Genomic DNA, 20,720 nt, shown 5'->3' on the forward strand with positions numbered 1-20,720 from the left:
CAACAAAGCCCCTCAATATCTCAGTCGGCCAATAAAGTAGCATTTGCTACGTGACTTTCTACCGCTGTAGGCACTACGACATTGCACCGACTTCAAATTCTAGAAGGTCCGGATCTAGCGATTCGGGCTTTTTTACGTCTGCAGAAAAGTAGAATATGAGTACGCACTCGATTTCTCTCCAATTTATCTAAATGTACAAGTCGAGCTGAATAGCTCATTACTTCAGTACTAAAGTTTATAACCAAATCTAAAGGCTATTTAAAATAGTCCGTAAGCTTGAGTTTCTTCACTTTCAGATTCTTCTAGTTGTGTTGGTTTAAATATTACGCTTGGATCAATTAATACACTGTGCTTTTGTGAAAGCTTGATTAATCCTCGCATCATATTTTTAGTTTGTGGGTCTAGATCAAAACCAACCTCAGTGAGCTTATCTAGTGATTTAATGTCTTCTTTTTTATAGTCGATATTATCTTCGACTTTATCTACCAATAACCCTACGTGTGGGTTTAAGCCGTCTTTAGTGGTAAAAACAATAATAGGTTTATAGTCTAAGGTTATTTGCTCTTTAGCTGATTCGAATAAACGCTCTAGCTGAATTAGGTTACTACGCTTAATTTTTTCGAGCAGAGCTGATACTTGTTTATAATCGCTTTGATTATGAGCTGATATAGCTTCTTTTACCGTTTCTAGCAATGATTGGAAAGGTTCGTTAAGTCGAGACATTGTTAGTTTTAAGTCTTCATTATCGGTGTTGAACTCTTTGTAAAACAGAACAAAATCTTGTAGTTCTGCATCATTGCTTGAAATAGAAGCCGAGCTATTTAGCAAGTTACTTTGAAGGGTATTGAACCAGTTTAATAGTTTTTCTTGCCATGTTCTTAGTTGTTTTAGTACATGCGCATTACTTTGTTCGGTTGAGATATTATTTAAAATAATACCTAAATCAAATACAGGTGTTGGTATATCCATATAATCTTTAACACCAATAAAGCTTTTATTATTGTTTGGTAAAGTTGTTAGATTATTGTCAAAGCGCTCTGTTAATAAAATATCGAGTATTTTAAGTGAAATTGTTTTGCAGCCCACTTTAAAGTTTATTAATTCCATGCCTTTATCTTAATTTACCTATTGATACTTTAAGGATAGAACAAATTAAATAAATAGCTTAAAGATAGATAAGATTTAATAGAGCTAAGGTAACTAGAGGTTATTAGATGGTGCTAGTGAGGTTTTTTACGGCATGTTTAAATTTATTTTCAAGCTGTTTTTTTCCTAATAAACCTAGGTGTTGAATCACTTTTTCATTACATTCATTTTGAAGCACTAACTTTATTAAAAGTTGTTTATCAGACTCTATTAATTGAGACATACAAGAAGGACACTGATTCACTACCTGCCAAAGAGTCGCAGAGATATTAAATTGAGTGAAGTTACTGTTTACGAGCAAGGCTAATCGTTCGCGAGTATCGGGGCTTACTAACTCATCGCTAAAGCCTTCAATTATAATATTTACAAGTTGCCAATCTAGTGTTTTAAAGTGTGTTAAAAGAGCATAAAAAAAGTCGTTTTTAAACTGCTTTTTCAAAGGTTGAATAATTGCACTTTTGTTATTTAAGCATTTAACGACAAGTGCTGAATGCTCAGCTGTGCTTTTATCGCGTTGGTAACCCAGCTTTACAGTATTAAAGCCTTGGTTCTGCCAAAAGTTAAGCAATTGCGCTGTTGCACCAAAGCTTGCACCAAACCAACAGCATTGTTTTTTTACCTGTGACTCACAATAACTAAGTAACTTTTTACCAAGCCCAATATTGTGTGAGCTTGGATCAATTGCTATTCGGACAACGCGAGCACTTAGTTGTGTTAAGCAGCCATTATTAAAACTAAGTTGTGATAGTGTTTGTGCCATTAAGTGCCCTTGCGGACGGCGCTCTCCATTAATAACTTGCTGAGCAAGTCCTTCACTTAAACCACCTTCTATTGCGATTAAGCATACACCAACTAATTGATTATTAACTTGGCTAATGAATAGTCGTTGCGATGGTGCATCTAGTAGTTGGCGTAAATCATTTACACTACTTTGATAATGAGCCAATGCAAGCAGGGCAATAAGTTGTTGCAGTAAAGGTTCATTGTTTACGAGGAATTGCTGAGCTATTTCACTATGTACTGGCTGCTTTAATTGATCACTACTTAACTCTTTATATTGTGCATCAAGTGCAAACAAAGTGCGTGTGTGCTTCTCAAGGGGGTCGTGTTTAGCAAAGCGCAGTGGCTCATCAAGCGTTATGACTTTAGAAGCTTTATAGTGTGCTTTTATGTAGTTACTAAAGCGAATTGTATAACCCCTACCATTACCCTCATACCCAACTAGTGTGCTTGCAAAGACTATACGAGGGTAATGAGCTAGCATTTCTAATAATAACGGAACAGGGATTGCTGCAGCTTCATCAACGAGCAATAAATCGCACTCAGGTAGCGTATTTAATAATGCATCGGGTGCTACGTACTGCAAGTTGGCGAGCTGTTTATATTCAGCGTTGTATTGCAGGTCTAACTCTTGGGCCAAATGTTTAAAGCTACTATGGGTCGCTTTAAACTGAGTGCTGCAAATAATTATTTTTTTATCAGTTAGTTTTGCCGCTGCTAAGCCAAGTGCTGCCGACTTGCCTCTGCCTCTATCTGCATTAATAAGTAAAGGTCTGTTGGCACGACCATTAGCTACTTTTACTATTTGCTCAACGCAGTTTTGCTGTGGTAGATAATCAATTTTATTATGCATTACATAGCTAGCGTGATTACTAATACAGCCATTTTTTTCACTAAAATGAAAAGCGGGTAATGGCTTAATAATAGTCGCGAAGCGTTGATTAAATAAACTGTAGTCAATGCTCTGACCGTATGATTGCACGGTACTTAAAGCGGGGTCTTGCCAAGAAGCTAAATCATTTAATTCGGGCATCAATAAAAACAGTATACCGCCTGCTTTAACGGTGCCGGCAAGTGCTGCAAGTTTATCGGGGTGCAAACCACTAAAACCATCGTAAACAGCATGAGCAAATTCTTGCCCTAAAATTTGGTGAGTGCGGGTAGGCCAGTATGAATTTTTAAGCGCACACTGCTTGGATACAACAAGTGTACTGTTTTCATCTATTAATGAGTTGAGTAATTCATAACACCAAGCTGAGCTGCCAGTAATTAGCACTAGCTGACGATGATACGCGTCAGCTAGTTGTTGTTCTAACTCACTTAGATGAGCTTTATACAGCTTGTAATCGTGCATAGGCCGTTACTAACCATTTACTGCCAAGGTCGTCAAAGTTAACTTGTACGCGAGATTGCGCGCCACTGCCTTCGTAATTAAGTACGGTACCAATACCAAACTTAGCATGCAAAACTCGTTGTCCTAAGTTAAAGCCACTGTCTTCAAATGCGGCATGACTAACTGATGCGCTAAAACGTCCGGCGGCAGGTGGGCGAGAAACCTGTGTTTTAATACGGATTTCTTCTACGCAGTCCTCAGGTATTTCGCGTAAAAAGCGTGATGGGCTATGGTACTTTTCTTGGCCGTATAAGCGGCGACTCTCAGCATGGCTAATATATAACTTATCCATTGCTCGTGTCATACCTACATAACAAAGACGGCGCTCTTCTTCTAAGCGGCCCGACTCTTCGTTACTTTGCTGAGAAGGAAACATTCCTTCTTCTACGCCCACCATAAACACTAATGGAAACTCTAAGCCTTTAGCTGAGTGAAGCGTCATCATTTGTACAGCGTCTTCGTGCTCTTCTGCTTGTCCTTCACCTGACTCAAGTGATGTATGTGCTAAAAAGCCTTGTAAAGGCGAGCTGTATTCTTCGTCTTCAGGAAGTTCATACTGATCACAAGCGCTAATTAGCTCTTCTAAGTTTTCTACGCGAGCACGGCCTTTTTCACCTTTTTCAGCTTGGTACATTGCCATCAAGCCAGAGGTTTGAATTGTGTACTTGGCTTGCTCATGCAAAGTTAGATCGCTAATTTTATCTTCAATTTGTTCAACTAGCTCTACAAACTTACTTACTGCACCAGAAGCACGACCAGATAAATGTTGTTGTTCTACAATTGCTTTTGCGGCATACCAAAGCGGTAACGATTCTGCTCGCGCACAATCACGTATATGGCTCAATGTTTTGTCGCCAATACCGCGTGCTGGCGTATTAATTACACGCTCAAATGCGGCATCGTCTTGACGATTACCCACTAGGCGTAAATACGAAAGTGCATCTTTAATTTCTTGTCGTTCGAAGAATCGCATACCACCATAAATACGGTATTTTAAGCCTTCTTGTAGCATGGCTTCCTCAAGTACACGAGATTGCGCGTTACTACGGTATAAAATTGCGGCATCTTGCAGGGCATTACCTGCATTTAACCAGCTTCGTAGTTTGCTACTTACAAAGCGCGCTTCGTCTAATTCATTAAATGCTGCATAAATAGAGATTGGTTCGCCATCGTTACCGTCGGTCCACAAGCTTTTACCCATACGTTCTGAGTTATTTTGAATTAATGCGTTAGACGCTTTCAAAATAGTCGCGGTTGAACGGTAGTTTTGTTCAAGACGAATGGTTTCTGCGCTAAAGTCAGTTAAAAAGCGTTTGATGTTTTCGATTTTAGCACCACGCCAACCATAAATACTTTGGTCATCGTCGCCTACAATCATAATGCTGTTAGTATCGCCAGCTAGTAACTTTAACCATGCATATTGAATGGTATTTGTATCTTGGAACTCGTCTACGAGCATATGTGCAAAGCGCTGCTGATAATGACGCAGTAACGTTGGATTATTTTTTAACACTTCGTAGCTGCGTAGTAATATTTCAGCAAAATCAACTAGGCCCGCTCTATCACAGGCCTCTTGATAGGCGGCGTAAACACGCAGCATCATTTGCTCATTAATATCGTATGCTTGAATATCTTTAGGGCGAAGAGCTTCATCTTTTTTGGCGCTTATATACCAGCCAAATTGCTTAGCGGGCCATTTTTTATCATCAATATTCATCGATTTTAATAAGCGCTTGATCATTCTAAGCTGATCGTCAGAGTCTAAAATTTGAAAAGCTTCTGGTAAGTTAGCTTCACGGTGATGAGCACGTAAAATACGATGCGACAAACCATGGAACGTACCAATCCACATACCACCTACAGGCGCTTTTAGTGTTTCTTCAACGCGGCTACGCATTTCTTTAGCGGCTTTATTAGTAAAGGTAACTGCAAAAATACTGTAAGCTGATGCTTGCTCAACTTGCATAAGCCACGCAATACGATGAACTAACACTCGTGTTTTACCAGACCCAGCACCTGCCAATACCAGCATGTTTTGTAGTGGGGCTGCAACGGCATCGCGTTGTTTGTCATTTAAGCCATCGAGTAATTGTGAAACGTCCATCGTTACGCCTTTTTAATCAATATTGTTGGCAGTATAACAGGTGTTTTTGTTAGGCTAAATAAAATACTGTTTTTATAAACAGCTATTTATAAAATAGTGTTCAAAACGAATAACTTGCTAATTAATTAAGCGAATAAAAAGCGTAAACGCATAACAAAAATTGCTAATTTGACCTAAAATTAGCAAAATTTACTAACTCTCTAAATCTAGGCTAATTTAACTATTTGATTTGTAAGCTTTAATAAATTGGCATAAAGTGTGTAAGTAAATAATTATAAAATTAAATAAATACAGAGGTTAGTATGGCAGATCAAGGTTCTGGCGGTAACGTAATCGCCGCAATATGTAATATATTTTTTCCTGGTTTAGGGCAGTTAGTGCAAGGGCGTATTTTAGCGGCTATATTTTTTGCACTTGCTATTATAATAAGTTACGCACTAATTTATGTGCTTGTAGGTTTTGTACTCGTGCCTATTATTTACTTATGGTCGATTATTGACGCTGCGCGTTATAGATCGCGAAGTTAACGGCTTTAAAACTGAGTAAAATAGCGCCCTTGTGGCGCTATTTTACTTTATATGTTCTGTGGTTTGCGAACGTTTACGTATATAATTACGCAATTAAAGATTTACAGGCAAACCCTATGGAATATCAATTTATTCGCGATCCTATTAGCGGGCTTCGTATTAAAATAAGCAGTGAACACGCTATTATTGGCCGCTGGCTAAACGAAGAAATAGGCAAAGATAAAGTAGCTATGGTGCAAGCGCTTATAGCATCGGTAAGTTCAAGTTTTGAGCCGCTAACGCTAAAAGGCCAAGAAATAGATTTAATCTTAACGAAAGACGAAGCATTATTTGAAGCCCATGCGCTTCATCAAGATAGCGAAGACCTAATAGCGTATCAAGATGATGATTTAGCGCTTGAAGAAAATGGTTTAAGCAGTGGTTGTGGCTTTGAAGATTTTATAGATTTAATTGATTCTTGGCATGAGTTTACTACTTCACGATAAATGTAACTAGCACACTAATGAAAATATACGGCAATGCACAATCAGCATTTTATCTGTATTATTACACCAACGAAAATTACGCCAACCAAAACGACAGGAACTGATATGTCTGCCAATTTAAACAAGCTAGTAGTGATGCTAGAAATGCAAAACGCCATGAATACTAAAGTACATGAGCAATGGTTTACTCAAGGATTTGAATGGTACCGCGCTATTTGGGTTGAGTGTGCTGAAATGCTAGATCATCATGGTTGGAAATGGTGGAAAAAACAAACACCAGATACCGAGCAAGTTATTTTAGAGTTGGTTGATATTTTTCATTTTGGCCTGTCGCTCAGAATTGACGGCAAAACTAGCTACGAAGACTTAGCAAAGCAACTTGAATCTGAGCTTAGTAATGCTCAACAAGCGGATGACTTTAAACAAACGCTAGAAATATTAGCGGCGTCTGCTGTTGCTGATAAAACGTTTAATGCCGCTGCATTTGCCGGCTGTATGGCGCAAATGGATATGGATATTGATGATTTATATCGCGGCTACGTAGGTAAAAATACGTTAAACTTTTTCCGCCAAGATCACGGTTACAAAGACGGTAGCTATATTAAAGAATGGAACGGGCAAGAAGATAACGAGCATTTAGTTGAAGTAGTTAAAAGCCTTGATACAGAACATGCAGATTTTGCAAAGTCAGTATATCAAGGCCTAGAAGCGCGTTACCCAAAAATTTAAGTCACGTAAGTTGAGTTAGATAATCTTACGATAGTCGGTAACACTCAGGTAATCGGCTATTTCGTTATGTGGTTGTTGGCTATCAGGGTTAGCAACTGCAAGTAAGTGCTCGATGCCGTATTCTCGTGCGGCATTTAATACCGGCACACTGTCATCTACAAACAAAGTGCGCTGCTTATTAAACCCTAAGTCTTTTTGTACTTGGTGCCACAAACTTTGTTGCTCTTTACTTACTCCATATTCATGAGTAGACACTACACCATCTAGGTAGTTATCAATCGCTGTATGCTCAAATTTCAGCATGACGCTCTCAGGGTGGGCGTTGGTAAGTAAAATTAACTCTTTGCCTGCTTTTTTAAGCTCGGTTAAAAAATGAGGTACGTCTTCGCGCATTTTAATTAAATGCTGAGACTCTCGTTTAAGCTCCATTATAGGCAAGCTTAATTGTTGCTCCCAATAATCTAAACAATACCACTGTATTTGACCACTCACAGCTTGATAGCGTTTTAAAATATCTGCTTTAGCTGCATCTAGGCTAATGCCCCTTGCTAATGCGTGCTGCTCTGGAATAACGTTAAGCCAAAAATGACTGTCGTAATGTAAATCGAGTAATGTTCCATCCATGTCGAGCAAAACGGTATCGATTTTTGACCAATTTAACATAGGAATTTCAACTTATAAGGTTTATTATTGAACTAACTGCCATGATAGCAAATTAACGCCAATGACACAGAAAAAGCACCCAGTACCACCACAAATCCTCAGTAACAATGTTGTCGCTAAAAGCCGCCTGTTTACTGTGGAGTCTTTAGAGCTAAAGTTTTCTAATAACGAAGAGCGCCAGTATGAGCGAATTCGCGGCGGTGGCCGGGGAGCGGTGATGATTGTTCCATTAAGTGCAGACAACGAATTACTGCTTGTACGTGAATACTGTGCGGGCACAAACGATTACCAGTTAGGTTTTCCTAAAGGCTTAATCGATCCGGGCGAAACCCCAGAGCAAGCTGCTAACAGAGAGCTTAAAGAAGAAATTGGCTTTGGTGCTGAGTATTTTAAACCATTAAGAACAGTAACAATGGCGCCGAGTTACTTTAATGCCACTATGCATATTTTATTTGCTAAGCAATTATACCCACAAACCCTTATTGGCGACGAGCCAGAGCCGCTTGTTGTTGTTAAGTGGCCATTAACTCAGTGGCAGTCATTATTAGACCAAGAAGATTTTACCGAAGCACGCAGTGTTGCAGCTTTGCTATTATTAGATAAGTATTTAGCGTCTGGAGCTGCCGATGAATAAATTAATTGAACCGTGTATTGAATTAGCTGAGCGTGCAGGCGATGCAATTATGGCCATTTATAAAAAAGGCGATATTGGTCAGCAAGAAAAATCAGATAACACGCCGGTTACTAAAGCTGATTTAGCAGCAAATGACGTACTGGTTGCTGGATTAAAAGTCTTAGCGCCCGATATTCCTATTATGTCGGAAGAAACACCTATACCAGCACTCGCCGACAGACAAGATTGGCAGCGTTATTGGTTGCTCGATCCGATGGATGGCACAGGCGAATTTATTTTAGAAAGTGGCGACTTTGCAGTAAACATTGCATTGATTGAAAATAATCACCCAGTACTTGGCGTTATTCATTGGCCTGCAAAAGGTGTGACTTATTTTGCTACCGCTAAAAATGGTGCCTTTAAACGTGAAAACTCGATTGATAAGAAAATATCTGTAGCGCCGCCAGAGAGCTTGACGCTTGCAGTGAGTCGCCGCCAAAAAATTGAAGCGGTGAGTCAGTATTTAAATAGTCAGTTTACAACGATTGCTATTGGTTCGTGTTCTTTAAAGGCCTGTATTGTTGCAGAAGGTAAAGCGGATTGTTTTTTAAGAATTGGTCCAACGGGAGAGTGGGATACAGGTGCTTCACAAGTTATTGTTGAAGAAGCCGGTGGTTGTATTACCGATGCAGAATTTAACCCGTTAACGTACAACCAACGTGAGAGTACTGAGAACCCTGACTTTATAGTGATGGGACATCCCGACTGGGAATGGCAAAAAATGATTAATCCACATCAAAGGTTGAGCGCAGAATAGCAATTTGATTGCTTTTTGTTCGGTTGAACAACTTTAATTAGTTTAGGCCTTGCATTAAATGTTTATTCCTATATAGTAGCGCTCTCTTCAAGGCAGGCACGTAAATATTACGAAAATGCTTTAAAGAAATTACAGGCGCGGGATGGAGCAGTCTGGTAGCTCGTCGGGCTCATAACCCGAAGGTCGTCGGTTCAAATCCGGCTCCCGCAACCAATTCTTTAATTGGAAGCCAAGTTGTAATGTAAGCAACTTTAAACAAGTCTACAAATTTCAGGCGCGGGATGGAGCAGTCTGGTAGCTCGTCGGGCTCATAACCCGAAGGTCGTCGGTTCAAATCCGGCTCCCGCAACCACTGAAATTAAATATCTAAAATTAAAACAAAGTAGCACTCTTTATTGAGTGACTTTTTGCGTCTAAAGTTTGATGAAATACCCTATACTAATTGTACTTAGCTAGTGAGTCATTTAACTCGTTAAAATGATCATGTTTTTAATAAAACTCTGCTTTATTTAATAACTTTCCTCTAATACCTATCATGTTTAACAAAGAACTTATTTTTTAAAAAGAGTGTTTTATGTTAAAACGGTTAAAATATTTTAAGTAACAATACACATGACAGAACTTTACCACTGGTTTGATTTAATAGGCGTTGCGGTGTTTGCTATTTCAGGCACGTTGTTAGCGTATGAGAAAAAAATGGATGGCTTTGGTGTAGTTGTTTTAGCTACAGTGACCGCTATTGGTGGTGGTACAGTACGTGATCTAATTTTAGATGTTCCTGTATTTTGGTTGCACGACCAAAGTTATTTTATTGCAATACTGGCTTCTGTATTTGTAACTGCACGTCTTATAAATAAACAAAAGCCAATACCTCACTATATTTTACAAACAGCAGATGCATTTGGCTTGGCTTTTTTTGCCGTAATGGGAACCCAGAAAGCGCAACTTGCTGGCATGCCAGATATGACAGCAGTAATAATGGGTGTAATTACAGGCTGTTTTGGTGGTTTAATTCGAGACGTACTTGCCCGCGAAATTCCTATGTTATTAAAAGGCGAGCTTTACGCTATTACCTGTATTGCCGGTGGTACCGTTTATGCGCTAAGCATTAGTTTTTCATTAGTAACTGAAATGGCAATGGTATTAGGTATGTTAATGACCTTATTACTTCGTTTGGCTGCGATAAAATGGCAGATCACATTACACATTTTTAAATATCCTGACTAAACTGGTGTAATCACACTATTTACTAGGATAAGGAATGTCGTTAGCTCGTATATTTTCACGTGCGCAGGTAGGGATCAATGCCCCCGAAGTTATTGTAGAAGTTCACCTAGGAAATGGTTTACCTGCTTTTCATATTGTAGGGCTCCCCGAAGCGTCTGTTAAAGAATCAAAAGACAGAGTGCGTAGCGCACTCGAAAACTCACAATTTGGTTTCCCAGATCAACGAATAACTGTAAATTTAGCGCCTGCTGACTTGCCAAAAGATGGCGGTCGATTTGATCTTGCTATTGCGGTAGGTATTTTAGTCGCCTCTGGGCAAATAGTGTGTCCTGACATTCATAAGTATGAGTTTTATGGTGAGCTTGCTCTTAATGGCGAGGTGCGTGGTGTAAACGCTATTTTACCTTCAGTACTGGCTGCTAAAGAGCAAGATCGTTGCTGCTTTTTACCTCTTGCAAACGATAGCCTAGCAAGCCTAGTTAATGGCGTTAAACGCAAAGCCGTAAGCTCTATTCAAGAAGTATGGGGCGACCTACTTAATCAACAACCCTTGCCATTAAATATAGAGTACCCCGACTGCACTCAAGCCCCTGATTTTTTACTCGATTTAAGCGATGTTAAAGGTCAGCCCGGTGCAAAGCGAGTACTCGAAATTGCTGCAGCTGGCGGGCATAATTTACTATTTTTAGGCCCTCCAGGTACTGGTAAATCAATGCTTGCACAGCGAATGGCAACTATAATGCCTACTATGTCGGATGATGAAGCTATCTCGACAGCTGCGCTTTACTCTATTATTGGACAATCCATAGATTTAACTAATTGGCGACAGCGGCCATTTCGTAATCCACATCATACGTGCTCAGCTGTTGCTTTGGTGGGGGGCTCTTCAAATCCTAAACCGGGTGAGATTTCACTGGCACATAATGGTGTGCTCTTCTTGGACGAATTACCTGAGTTTGAACGCAAGGTGCTTGATTCCCTGCGCGAACCAATGGAAACCGGAACCGTTACTATTTCACGTGCAGCTAGGCAAATGGAGTTCCCTGCGCAGTTTCAGCTTATTACAGCATTAAACCCAAGCCCAACGGGGAGCCATACTGATAAGCGGGCAACTCCCGATCAAGTTATGCGTTATTTATCACGCGTGTCGGGGCCTTTTATTGACCGTATTGATTTGCAAATAGAACTACCTCGTTTAACGAGTGTTGAGCTACAAAGTACCAAACCAGAGGAAACCAGTGCTGAGGTTAGAGCAAGAGTTGAGGCTGCTTATTATGTGCAGCTAAAACGCCAAGGTAAGGTTAATGCGAGACTTAATAATAAAGAAATGAGTGTGCACTGTGAACTTGCGCCTGCAGAGTTGCAATTTTTAGCCAGAGCAAGCGAGAAGTTGTCGTTATCGCCACGCTCTTATCATAGAGTAATTAAGGTGGCGCGGACTATTAGTGATTTAAAAGGCGCTGAAAACATTAGTTTAAATGAGCTTAAAGAAGCACTTAATTACCGCGCATTTGAGCGCCTTATTGCGCAATTAACTAAGTATTAAATAGAAAGCATATAACCTTTACCGCGTACGGTAACGATGCGTTTTTGATCTTTTTCGTCATTTAATTTTTTACGTAAACGACCAATAAGCACATCAACAGTACGATCGTTTGGGCTCCAATCAGGCTGGCCTATTTTTTCTGATATCTTTTCACGGGATGTGGCTTTGCCTGCATTACTGATTAAACAAATAAGCACTTTATGTTCGGCTTCGGTCAAGCGTGATTCAACGCCCGCAGCAGTAATTAATGTGCGGTTATCAGGATGAAGCTTGAAGTCAGCATATTCTATAAACTCTTCGCTTTCGTCGTCTTCTAGGTTAACGGCAACACGCTTATAGAGCGCACGCATGCGAAGCTCTAACTCAAGTAAATCGACGGGCTTACAAATATAGTCGTCAGCACCTTGTGCAAGGCCAGCAATACGATCGGCTTGGGAGTCACGACTCGATAATAAAATAACGCCAATATCGGTAAGTGTGTTTAATTCTTTTGCTAGCTGAAGCCCATCGCGCTTTGGCAGAACAATGTCAATTATGGCTAATAATATAGCACCGCGCAGGTTTACCCTCTGCCTTACAATGTTAAGTGCATCAGCGCCAGTTGGGTCTACTTCTATTGTAAATTCGGTATCTGCAAAGTGATTTTGGATGCGTTTAACGAGTAGTTCATCGTCTTCAACCAATAAAACATTAATAGCCATATTACTTTATTTTGAATGCTTATAGCTCTGTATGGTAGCACCATTATATAAATGCTGAGAAGGGTGTTTATTAGTTTTAAGTAACTTAATATTTCAAAGAAGTATAAGACGTTATAAGAGGGTAAGGTTAGCACCTTTAAATTAATTAAAAGGTGCTAAATAATTAATACTACAATTAATAAATATGTATTAAGTCGTTATTAGGAGGATTCAGATTCAGTCATTTTTATACATTGAATCCCACCATTGAGGCTCGTCTTTAAGCTTTTTATCAAAGTACGCGAGCATGGTGTTCCACCAGTCAAATCGTTTATCGCGTGCAAATATTTGGTGGTCGGCGCCTTTGTATTCTATTAACTCTACGTCTTTATTAAGTAGTTTAAGCGCAGTGTACATTGTTAGGCTTTCACCTACAGGTACATTGGTATCGCTATCGCCATGAAGAAGTAGCATAGGTGTTGTTACTTTATCAGCATGAAATACAGGGCTATGTTGACTGTAAAGCTCAGGGTTATTCCACGGGAAGCTTTTTTTAGATGCTTCGCCAGAATATAGGTAACCCCACCAACCTTCACCCCAATACGAAGTAATATTAGAAATACCCGCATGCGCTATTGAAGCACTAAATATATCGGTTTTAGTTGCTAATAACATGGTCATGAAGCCACCGTATGATGCCCCTAAGTTACCTACTTTTTTACTATCAACATAGTTGTATTTATTTAAAAAGGCTTGCGTGCCTTCGATAATATCGTCTGTAGTGTAGTCGCCCCAAGCATTAACATGCTGCGCTGAGAATTTTTGCCCAAACCCTGTTGCGCCAGTAGGTTGCACTACATAAACAACATAGCCATTTTCTGCCCATAAGTTAAACGGGTAACGATCTGTAAATCCACGTGTAACGGGTGAAGTACCGCCGTAGTAATACACGAGCGCCGGATGCTTTTTAGTTTTATCTAAATTGCTCGGAATGTAAACGCGGCCCGTTATTTCAACACCGCTTTTATTTTTAAAATTAAACTCTTCTAATGTAGGGAGTCGTGTATTTGCATAGCTACTTGGTTTTGAATCCCATATTAAATCTGTTTTATTTTTATTTACGTTCAGGCGCTTTAGCTGTTGTGGCGCTAAAGCGTTAGTGCCACTTAATAAAATTTCGGTATTACGGTCGTGTGAGTAACTAAATTGTTCAACTATATCCAATCCTGCATTTAACTTTTTAAAGCGCTGTTTACTTAAATCAAATAGGTAAAGTGGTTGAGTGTCTTGCTCTGTTACTTTAATAAGCGCATCGCCATTTTCTAAAACGTGCAGTTGGCCAATAGCGGGGTCGAATTGTTTACTAAGTGCTTTTACGTTTTTACCGCTTTCAGTAAGTAGGTAAAGTTGCCCATCGTAGTTATTAGCAAGCATTGCTTTTGGTAGTGCTCTGCCTGCGCCATTTTTAAAGTCAGGGCCTGCAACTACATAAATATCTTTATTTGCGTATTTAGCTAAATTAAACGTTTTAAATTTACCAAGCGATGAAAGCTTGTTTGATTTTAAATCGAGTTCGACTAACTCTGTTTCTGGGTGAGTTGATGCTTGCATTGCCATTACTGGGCGGCTCATTAATATTTTGCCACGGTTACTATTTGAATCTTCAAGGCTGTAAGAAATAGGACCTTGGCTAAGCGCTTTTGTTAAGCCACTTTTTGTATCAAATATATAAATCTGGCTAGTGGTGCGTGCATACGACCAGCGATCTTGTAGGCCTTTATAGTGCTTGGTTAAGCTGTTAGTGCTCTCAGGTGATTTAGACCAGCTAAACAAAAGGCTTGTGTCGTTATAAAAGGTAAAGCCATTAGCTCCTTCTAAATCGTTTGCTAATGTTTTTATTGAGAAGTTTTTACGGTTAAGTTGTTTGAGCTCACCATTTAACAAATACACTAAATATTGGTTATCTGGACTCCAAATAATGTTACTTGGTTGGCCTGCTTCAAAGCGATAAAGTGTTTGATTATCAGCGTCTTTAAGAACGGTAACTGTATTTGCTTGGTTCTGTGTTTTATCGTTATAGGTGCGCGTTGTAGTAACGTACTGCTTGGCATTCGGTGCGAGTGATAATTGGTTAATTGTAGGAGCATCAAACAGTTGTTTTGCAGATAAGCGTCTTGTTTGTGAGGCGCTAAGTGTAATTTTATCAACCTCGCTTTTAGGCGTAAAATCAAGCGTTACATCGTGCCAATTAGCTACTTGTTGGGCTACTATTAAAACAGAATGAGTACTATTATTTAAAGCCAGTTTATAGCTTTTTTTATCGCTAGTTTGTAGTTCACCGTTAATAAATAACTGACCTTGCTCAATCCCTTTTAAGGTAAGCGTGCCCTGTGTAAAGCGGGTTGTTTCAATATTAAATTTTAGTGCCTGTAAGCCACCTAAAGTGAGTGCATTAATTTTATCAAATGGCTGCCAGTTTTGTTTTTTTCCAAATACAGAAAAACTCTCTGAGTCTGCTTGTAATTGCGGCAATAAATTGTTGATAATGGCATTGCCATGAGGTGTTTGAAAAGGTTTCAACTGCATGCCTTCGGCGAGTGGGCCGATAAACTGAATTTTTGATTTGTCCAATGGGGCAGCTAGTGCTGAAAAGCTTAAGCTACTAAGTGTTAAAAAAGTAGCTGCGTGTTTAAATAGCTTATTTTGATGACACCAAGGTGCGCTAAATTTCATTATTGTGCCTATTATTATTGGAAGTTTGGCTAAATATAGCATGTATTGTTAACATGCTCACATATCCAATATAGAGGAGAGAAAGTGACTTTACTGATAGTTTATATGGTAGTGGCGATTGTTATTTCGTTTTTATGTTCTGTGATGGAGGCAGTGCTATTAAGTATTTCGCCCAGCTATGTTGCCTCACTTAGAAAAGAACACCCTGAGCTTGCTAAACAACTCGAAAAGCTTAAAAACAATATAGATCAGCCTTTAGCTGCTATTTTAACTTTAAATACAGTTGCCCATACAGCAGGTGCAGCGGGGGTAGGGGCACAAGCGGCAGTCGTGTTTTCCGATGCAGCGGTAGGTATTGCATCAGCTATTATGACATTCCTCGTATTAATCCTTTCTGAAATTATACCTAAAACCTTGGGAGCTAATTACTGGCGAGCTTTAACCCCAAGTGTTACTTACGCTTTGCGGTTTTTAGTTATATCGCTAAAGCCTTTTGTATGGTTTGCTCAAAAGCTAACAAATTTAATGGGTCCAAAACACAATGAGGCTTACTATATTCGTCAGGAAATAGAGGCCATGGCTGATATAGGAACAGAGTCAGGTGCATTACATCAGGATGAGTCTGATATTATCCGTAACCTTCTGCACTTTAAGCATGCCAAATTATGTGACTTAATGACGCCTCGAACGGTTATTTTTAAAATTCAAAAAGACTTAACTGTTAATCAGTATTTAAATGAGCACGGGTCATCATCGTTTTCTCGCGTACTAGTTTTTGACAAAGATGCTGATGATATTGTTGGGTTTGTGCATAAAAACGATATTATGCTGGCGTTTCATCGATTAGGTACCGACTATAAAATTAGTAAGTTGATTAAGCCCATTTATACGGTGCCTAGTTCTCAAAATGTATCATCTTTACTGCAAACTCTTTTAACAAAACGTACGCATATATGCTTAGTTGTAGATGAGTACGGTGACGTTCAAGGAATTGTAACGCTAGAGGATATGATTGAGGCTTTAATGGGATTAGAAATTGTCGATGAACGAGACCAATCCACGAATATGCGCGCAGTAGCAAGACAGCGTTGGCGCAAACGGTTAGCGAGTAGTGCGCATATAGTCAGTGAAGAGGATAAACATACCCGAGGTGATAATTAGTTAATCTGCCCTGAGTAAATTTTATAATACTTTAAGCAGGGCTTTTATAAGTTTTTAGCCAATCTTTAGCCCAAGATATAAATTCGTCTTGTGGTTTAGGGCAACTAAATAAAAAACCTTGTATGGCTAAATTTCTTTTATAGTGCTTTAGATACGTCAGCTCTTCTTGACGTTCCACTCCTTCTGCCACTAAATCTAAATGATCTTTACTCGTAATATTAAATAATGAGCTCACAACAACTTGAGAGAATAGGTCTGTTTCTATGTGACTGATTAAAGAGCGGTCTATTTTAACTTCAGTAAAAGGAAGGTTTCTAAGTTGGTTTATATTAGTAAAACCGACCCCAAAGTCGTCTAATGATAAACCAAAACCGTGCATCCTTAATCTGTTTAGCGTTTCTAACTGTGTCAGGCTTGAGAGTGCATGTTGCTCAGTTATTTCTATAATTATATTGCTAGGCATAATTTGATTTAGTTTTAAAATTAATAACAATTTATTGGGGCAATTTAAATCATCAAGCTGTGTTGGCGATAAGTTAAATGCCATTTTAAAATCATGGCCTAGCTGCGCTTTGATATTTTTAAATTCGCTGGTGGCTTTTTCAAAAAGAGAAAATGTAATTTGATTTATTAAGTTGTGCTGCTCGGCAACGTTTATAAAACGGTTAGGTAAAATAATACTGCCATCTTTGCTTGATAAAATACGCGCTAGTACTTCAACACTTTCGATTTTATTGCTATCGGCATTTATCTTTGGTTGATAAAAAGGTGTTACTTCATCGTTTTTAATGCTTCAATAAGCTCATCTTTTGAAATAGCAGACTCTTTCAATAAAGTATGGCTGTTTAATTGCGCCACTTTAATAAGCAACCTACTTACCTGAGACAGCTGCACTGGCTTTGAAATATTACCAATTAGATGAGCGTTATGTTGTTGTGCGAGGTTGGCCGCTAAACTAATTACTTTATGATCCATCTCAGAAACAATAATAATACCGCCTTGATATTTTAGTCCTCCTAAATGACGAATTAGTTCCATACCATCCATTTCAGGCATATTAAGATCAGTAAAAATAGCATCAAAGTAGTTTATGTCCATTTTTACTTTTTCAAGCGCTTCTTTTGCGCTTAAGCATGTAGTTATAGTATTAGACATACCCAATTCGCTAAGTATAGCTTTCATAACGATCAAAATAGCCTTTGAGTCGTCAACAACTAGAATATTAGGTACTATTTTATCCACTGTGATCTCTTTTAATACATAGTTTTTGGTTACTATAAAAGTAGTCGCGTTTTCTTCTTTTGTCTGTATCAAATAGTTTTATTTTAAAAGTAGTTACAGAACACCTTCACTCGTGTTTTTAAGTTGATTAGGTATACTAGCGCCATTGTTTTAAACGGTCTTAATTATGATAAGAATAGATCTTACTTTAGCCGAGCAACCATTTTCGCTTATGGTGTCTGGGCAAAAAATTGTGCAGGTGTTTCATGCACAACAAGCCATTACCTTTGAAAACACTCGTGAAAACTACTATCAGTTTACTTACGACAATAAAATAATAGGTATTGATACAACGACAGTCGAAGAGCAAAGCATTTCGCTCTTTATAGATGAGCAATTTGCAACACAACTTGCGTTACCAGCGCCTACAAATGGCTCACCTAAAAAAGGCTTTTTAGGGCTAGCTGCATTAGGTTTTAAGCTTTTTAAAAGTGCTAAGGTAATTAAAGTAGTGCTTGCGGGGGCTTCTGTTGCAGGCTATGCGTGGTTATTTAGTATTGAATTTGCACTAATGCTAATTGGTTGCTTAGTCGTACACGAGTACGGCCATGTGCGAGCAATGAAATACTTTGGCATAAAAACCAAAGGTATTTACTTAATCCCGTTTGTTGGAGGGCTTGCTGTCAGTGACGATAAAATAACAACCCGTTGGCAAGATGTCGTTATATCACTGATGGGGCCTGCATTTGGTTTAATTACCTCGGTGTTGGGTGTCGTTTTATATTACGCCACCGAGATGGAAATATTTGCCGGTGTGGCGGTGCTTAGTGCGTTATTAAATTTATTTAACTTGTTACCTATTTTACCGCTTGATGGTGGGCATGTATTAAAAAGTATTAGTTTTTCAATGCGTTCATGGATTGGCCTAAGTGTATGTTTACTCGGTGTACTGTTTGGCTTATGGCTAAGCTACACATTTGGTTTGATGTTACTGGTATTCTTTTTGTTTGTAGGTGCGCTGGAAATTGTATTTGAATGGCGCGGTCGTCACTATTCACATTTAATGCCACTAGATAAATATGGCCAAGGCTTTTCAGCGGTAATGTATGCAGTTGTAGTCGCTGGGCATGTAGCTGTGATGATGCATTTTGCCGATTCAGAAAATCCAATATTAAGCCTGCCGATGACTATTTTATCGAGCTAGCATTTATCGTTCTAGGTAAAACGGGCTGTAATATTTATTACAGCCCGTTAAAAATTAATAAAAGTTCAGCACTAATGATATAAATATCCCAGTCACAAATAATTGCACAACACAAAGCCCCAAAATATCTTTTACTTTTAAGCCTACGATAGCAAGGGGTGGTAATGCCCAAAAAGGCTGAATTAAGTTGGACCATGCATCGCCCTAGATAACGGGCATTACAACACGCGATATGTCAGCACCAAGAGATTGAGCAGCAGGAATAATAATAGGTGCTTGCACTACCCATACCTTAAACATTGATTAAAGCTAAGGCTTACAGTAACGTACTGTTTATAGATAATTTACTAACGAAGACTTTGTATTATGCCGGTTATATTTAAAAGGCTAGCGTTACTTGTTCGTACTCATATAGATCAGTTGAGCTGGCAAGCAGTGGCATTAGTTATTTTGACTCATATGCTATTAACATGGAGCTTACTATTTATAGCGAATGAGAAAGCGTTAACCTCGCTTACTACCTTTTTTTACTATTACACAGTAACAACATCAACAGTAGGATATGGTGACTTTAGTCCAACTACTGATCTTGGTCGTTGGGTGGTTGCATTAATACAAATTCCATTTGGTTTGGCTTTATTTGGTGTTTTGCTAGGAAAAGCAGGACAAACTGTTACTTACTTAATTAGGCGCGCTATGACTGGTGATAAAAACTTTGCCCACAGTAACCACCATATTATTATTTTTGGTTGGCACGACATTCGTACAAAAAAGATGATTTATTGCATTTTGGCAGATACGAAGCGAACTGACCGTCGTATTTTACTCGCAGTAACAGAGCAAATGGATCATCCTTTTTTAGCTAACGAAAGCGTTGATTTTGCACGTTTAACGAGTTTTACAAATTTAGCTGAACTAGAGCGGGTAGCTATTCGTAGTGCTGATAAGGTGATTATTGATGGTCAAGATGACGACCAGACATTTACAACAGCACTGCGTATTAGTCGATTAGTAAAAGATGATTGTCATATAAGTGCTCACTTTTTGGATGAAACTAAAGTTGAGATGATGTTAGAGCATTGCCAAAATGTAGAGTGTAGTAGTGCAAAATCAGCTGAGATACTCGTACGCTCAATGCAAGATCCAGGTTCGAGCCGTGTGCAAGAGGAGCTGCTATCTACTTTGCACGGCGATACACAATTTAGCTTGAAAATACCAAGCGGATGCAAAGATATGGAGTTTGGTACTTTGTTTCATCATTTTAAGCTTGAGCATGATGCAATATTGTTAGGTGTAGCACATAATTTAAGTGCGCAAAACATGGATTTAAACCCACCATTAGATTACAAAGTAAGTGAAGGGGATATTTTGCACTATATATCGGTAGATCGGGTATTAAGTAGTGAAGTAGACTGGTCGAGTCTAGAAAAATAATGAATGAAGTTGTATTTTTAATTGTTGTTTTAAGTGCTTACATATTACCTGTCGTTATTGTACTCAACAGTAAGCGTACACAGGGTCATGAAAAGAATGGTTGGCTAATAGGGATAATCATATTTTCTTGGTTAGGATTAATGATGTACTTTGCCATTGTGCCCAAGCATAAACATAAAAAGAAAAAGGCAAAATAGAGCATAACGCTAAGTGGCTCAAATAATGTTAATCAATTAGTTCATTGTTAGTAAAAATAC

General features: G+C 38.8%; 17 protein-coding genes, 2 tRNA genes and 2 pseudogenes. 13 read left to right on the plus strand and 8 right to left on the minus strand.

Annotated elements, in window-relative coordinates:
• Window positions 1-258: 258 nt before the first annotated feature.
• The 3 genes from P20652_RS14255 to uvrD form a co-directional block, all read right to left on the minus strand.
• Entirely contained in the window at window positions 259-1,107 is an 849-nt protein-coding gene (locus P20652_RS14255) for a hypothetical protein (RefSeq protein ID WP_008166452.1), read from the minus strand.
• 103 nt (window positions 1,108-1,210) lie between these two features.
• Entirely contained in the window at window positions 1,211-3,280 is a 2,070-nt protein-coding gene (locus P20652_RS14250) for a GNAT family N-acetyltransferase (protein ID WP_008166454.1), read from the minus strand.
• Entirely contained in the window at window positions 3,258-5,423 is a 2,166-nt protein-coding gene (gene uvrD, locus P20652_RS14245) for a DNA helicase II (protein ID WP_008166456.1), read from the minus strand. Before uvrD ends, P20652_RS14250 begins: the two co-directional genes overlap by 23 nt.
• Before the next feature lie 302 nt (window positions 5,424-5,725).
• Between uvrD and P20652_RS14240 the strand changes: the two genes are divergently transcribed.
• From P20652_RS14240 to P20652_RS14230, 3 genes are all read left to right on the plus strand, one after another.
• Window positions 5,726-5,950: a hypothetical protein gene (locus P20652_RS14240; RefSeq protein WP_008166458.1), complete on the plus strand. Its 225-nt coding sequence runs from the start codon at window positions 5,726-5,728 to the stop codon at window positions 5,948-5,950.
• Between the two features lie 116 nt (window positions 5,951-6,066).
• Entirely contained in the window at window positions 6,067-6,435 is a 369-nt protein-coding gene (locus P20652_RS14235; protein WP_008166460.1) for a YacL family protein, read from the plus strand.
• A 105-nt stretch (window positions 6,436-6,540) separates the two neighbouring features.
• Window positions 6,541-7,164, plus strand: coding sequence for a dUTP diphosphatase (locus P20652_RS14230; protein WP_008166462.1), 624 nt, complete (start codon window positions 6,541-6,543; stop codon window positions 7,162-7,164).
• A gap of 15 nt (window positions 7,165-7,179) precedes the next feature.
• Here P20652_RS14230 and yrfG read toward each other — a convergent pair whose 3' ends face one another.
• The gene (gene yrfG, locus P20652_RS14225) at window positions 7,180-7,827 is read right to left on the minus strand and encodes a GMP/IMP nucleotidase (RefSeq protein ID WP_008166464.1); all 648 of its coding nucleotides are present in this window, start codon (window positions 7,825-7,827) and stop codon (window positions 7,180-7,182) included.
• 61 nt (window positions 7,828-7,888) lie between these two features.
• Between yrfG and nudE the strand changes: the two genes are divergently transcribed.
• The 6 genes from nudE (at window position 7,889) to P20652_RS14205 (ending at window position 12,030) form a co-directional block, all read left to right on the plus strand.
• On the plus strand, window positions 7,889-8,461 hold the full coding sequence (gene nudE / locus P20652_RS14220; protein ID WP_008166466.1) for an ADP compounds hydrolase NudE: 573 nt from the start codon (window positions 7,889-7,891) through the stop codon (window positions 8,459-8,461).
• Window positions 8,454-9,257, plus strand: coding sequence for a 3'(2'),5'-bisphosphate nucleotidase CysQ (cysQ, locus tag P20652_RS14215; protein ID WP_008166468.1), 804 nt, complete (start codon window positions 8,454-8,456; stop codon window positions 9,255-9,257). Before nudE ends, cysQ begins: the two co-directional genes overlap by 8 nt.
• Before the next feature lie 136 nt (window positions 9,258-9,393).
• A tRNA-Met gene (locus tag P20652_RS17490) sits at window positions 9,394-9,470 on the plus strand.
• A 62-nt stretch (window positions 9,471-9,532) separates the two neighbouring features.
• Window positions 9,533-9,609, plus strand: a tRNA-Met gene (locus P20652_RS17495).
• Window positions 9,610-9,869: 260 nt separating this feature from the next.
• A complete protein-coding gene (locus tag P20652_RS14210) occupies window positions 9,870-10,484 on the plus strand; it encodes a trimeric intracellular cation channel family protein (RefSeq protein WP_008166470.1) in 615 nt (204 codons plus the stop codon).
• A 34-nt stretch (window positions 10,485-10,518) separates the two neighbouring features.
• Complete coding sequence (locus tag P20652_RS14205) at window positions 10,519-12,030, plus strand: YifB family Mg chelatase-like AAA ATPase (protein ID WP_002957914.1); 1,512 nt, start codon at window positions 10,519-10,521, stop codon at window positions 12,028-12,030.
• Here the strand turns inward: P20652_RS14205 and P20652_RS14200 are convergent.
• Both P20652_RS14200 and P20652_RS14195 read right to left on the minus strand, forming a co-directional pair.
• On the minus strand, window positions 12,027-12,731 hold the full coding sequence (locus P20652_RS14200) for a response regulator transcription factor (RefSeq protein ID WP_008166471.1): 705 nt from the start codon (window positions 12,729-12,731) through the stop codon (window positions 12,027-12,029). The genes P20652_RS14205 and P20652_RS14200 overlap by 4 nt on opposite strands.
• Window positions 12,732-12,947: 216 nt before the next feature.
• Entirely contained in the window at window positions 12,948-15,443 is a 2,496-nt protein-coding gene (locus P20652_RS14195; RefSeq protein WP_008166474.1) for a S9 family peptidase, read from the minus strand.
• Window positions 15,444-15,527: 84 nt separating this feature from the next.
• Between P20652_RS14195 and P20652_RS14190 the strand changes: the two genes are divergently transcribed.
• On the plus strand, window positions 15,528-16,604 hold the full coding sequence (locus P20652_RS14190) for a hemolysin family protein (RefSeq protein WP_008166477.1): 1,077 nt from the start codon (window positions 15,528-15,530) through the stop codon (window positions 16,602-16,604).
• 31 nt (window positions 16,605-16,635) lie between these two features.
• On the opposite strand, the pseudogene P20652_RS17500 reads toward P20652_RS14190, so the two are convergent.
• Window positions 16,636-17,846, minus strand: a pseudogene (locus P20652_RS17500) (EAL domain-containing protein).
• A gap of 166 nt (window positions 17,847-18,012) precedes the next feature.
• Here P20652_RS17500 and P20652_RS14185 point away from each other — a divergent pair.
• Entirely contained in the window at window positions 18,013-19,029 is a 1,017-nt protein-coding gene (locus tag P20652_RS14185) for a metalloprotease (RefSeq protein ID WP_008166483.1), read from the plus strand.
• A 54-nt stretch (window positions 19,030-19,083) separates the two neighbouring features.
• On the opposite strand, the pseudogene P20652_RS19685 reads toward P20652_RS14185, so the two are convergent.
• Window positions 19,084-19,317, minus strand: a pseudogene (locus P20652_RS19685) (TIGR00366 family protein); the annotation flags it as partial.
• A gap of 78 nt (window positions 19,318-19,395) precedes the next feature.
• Here P20652_RS19685 and P20652_RS14180 point away from each other — a divergent pair.
• Together P20652_RS14180 and P20652_RS14175 are read left to right on the plus strand one after the other, a co-directional pair.
• Window positions 19,396-20,463 (plus strand): potassium channel family protein, encoded by a 1,068-nt coding sequence (locus P20652_RS14180; RefSeq protein ID WP_008166486.1) that lies wholly within the window; start codon window positions 19,396-19,398, stop codon window positions 20,461-20,463.
• Window positions 20,463-20,660 carry a hypothetical protein gene (locus P20652_RS14175; RefSeq protein ID WP_008166489.1) on the plus strand — a complete coding sequence of 66 codons (198 nt, stop codon included), beginning with the start codon at window positions 20,463-20,465 and terminating at the stop codon, window positions 20,658-20,660. Before P20652_RS14180 ends, P20652_RS14175 begins: the two co-directional genes overlap by 1 nt.
• The last annotated feature ends 60 nt before the right edge of the window (window positions 20,661-20,720 follow it).

The sequence above is a fragment of the Pseudoalteromonas sp. BSi20652 genome (assembly GCF_000239855.1).
In the GTDB taxonomy this organism is placed as follows: Bacteria; Pseudomonadota; Gammaproteobacteria; order Enterobacterales; family Alteromonadaceae; genus Pseudoalteromonas.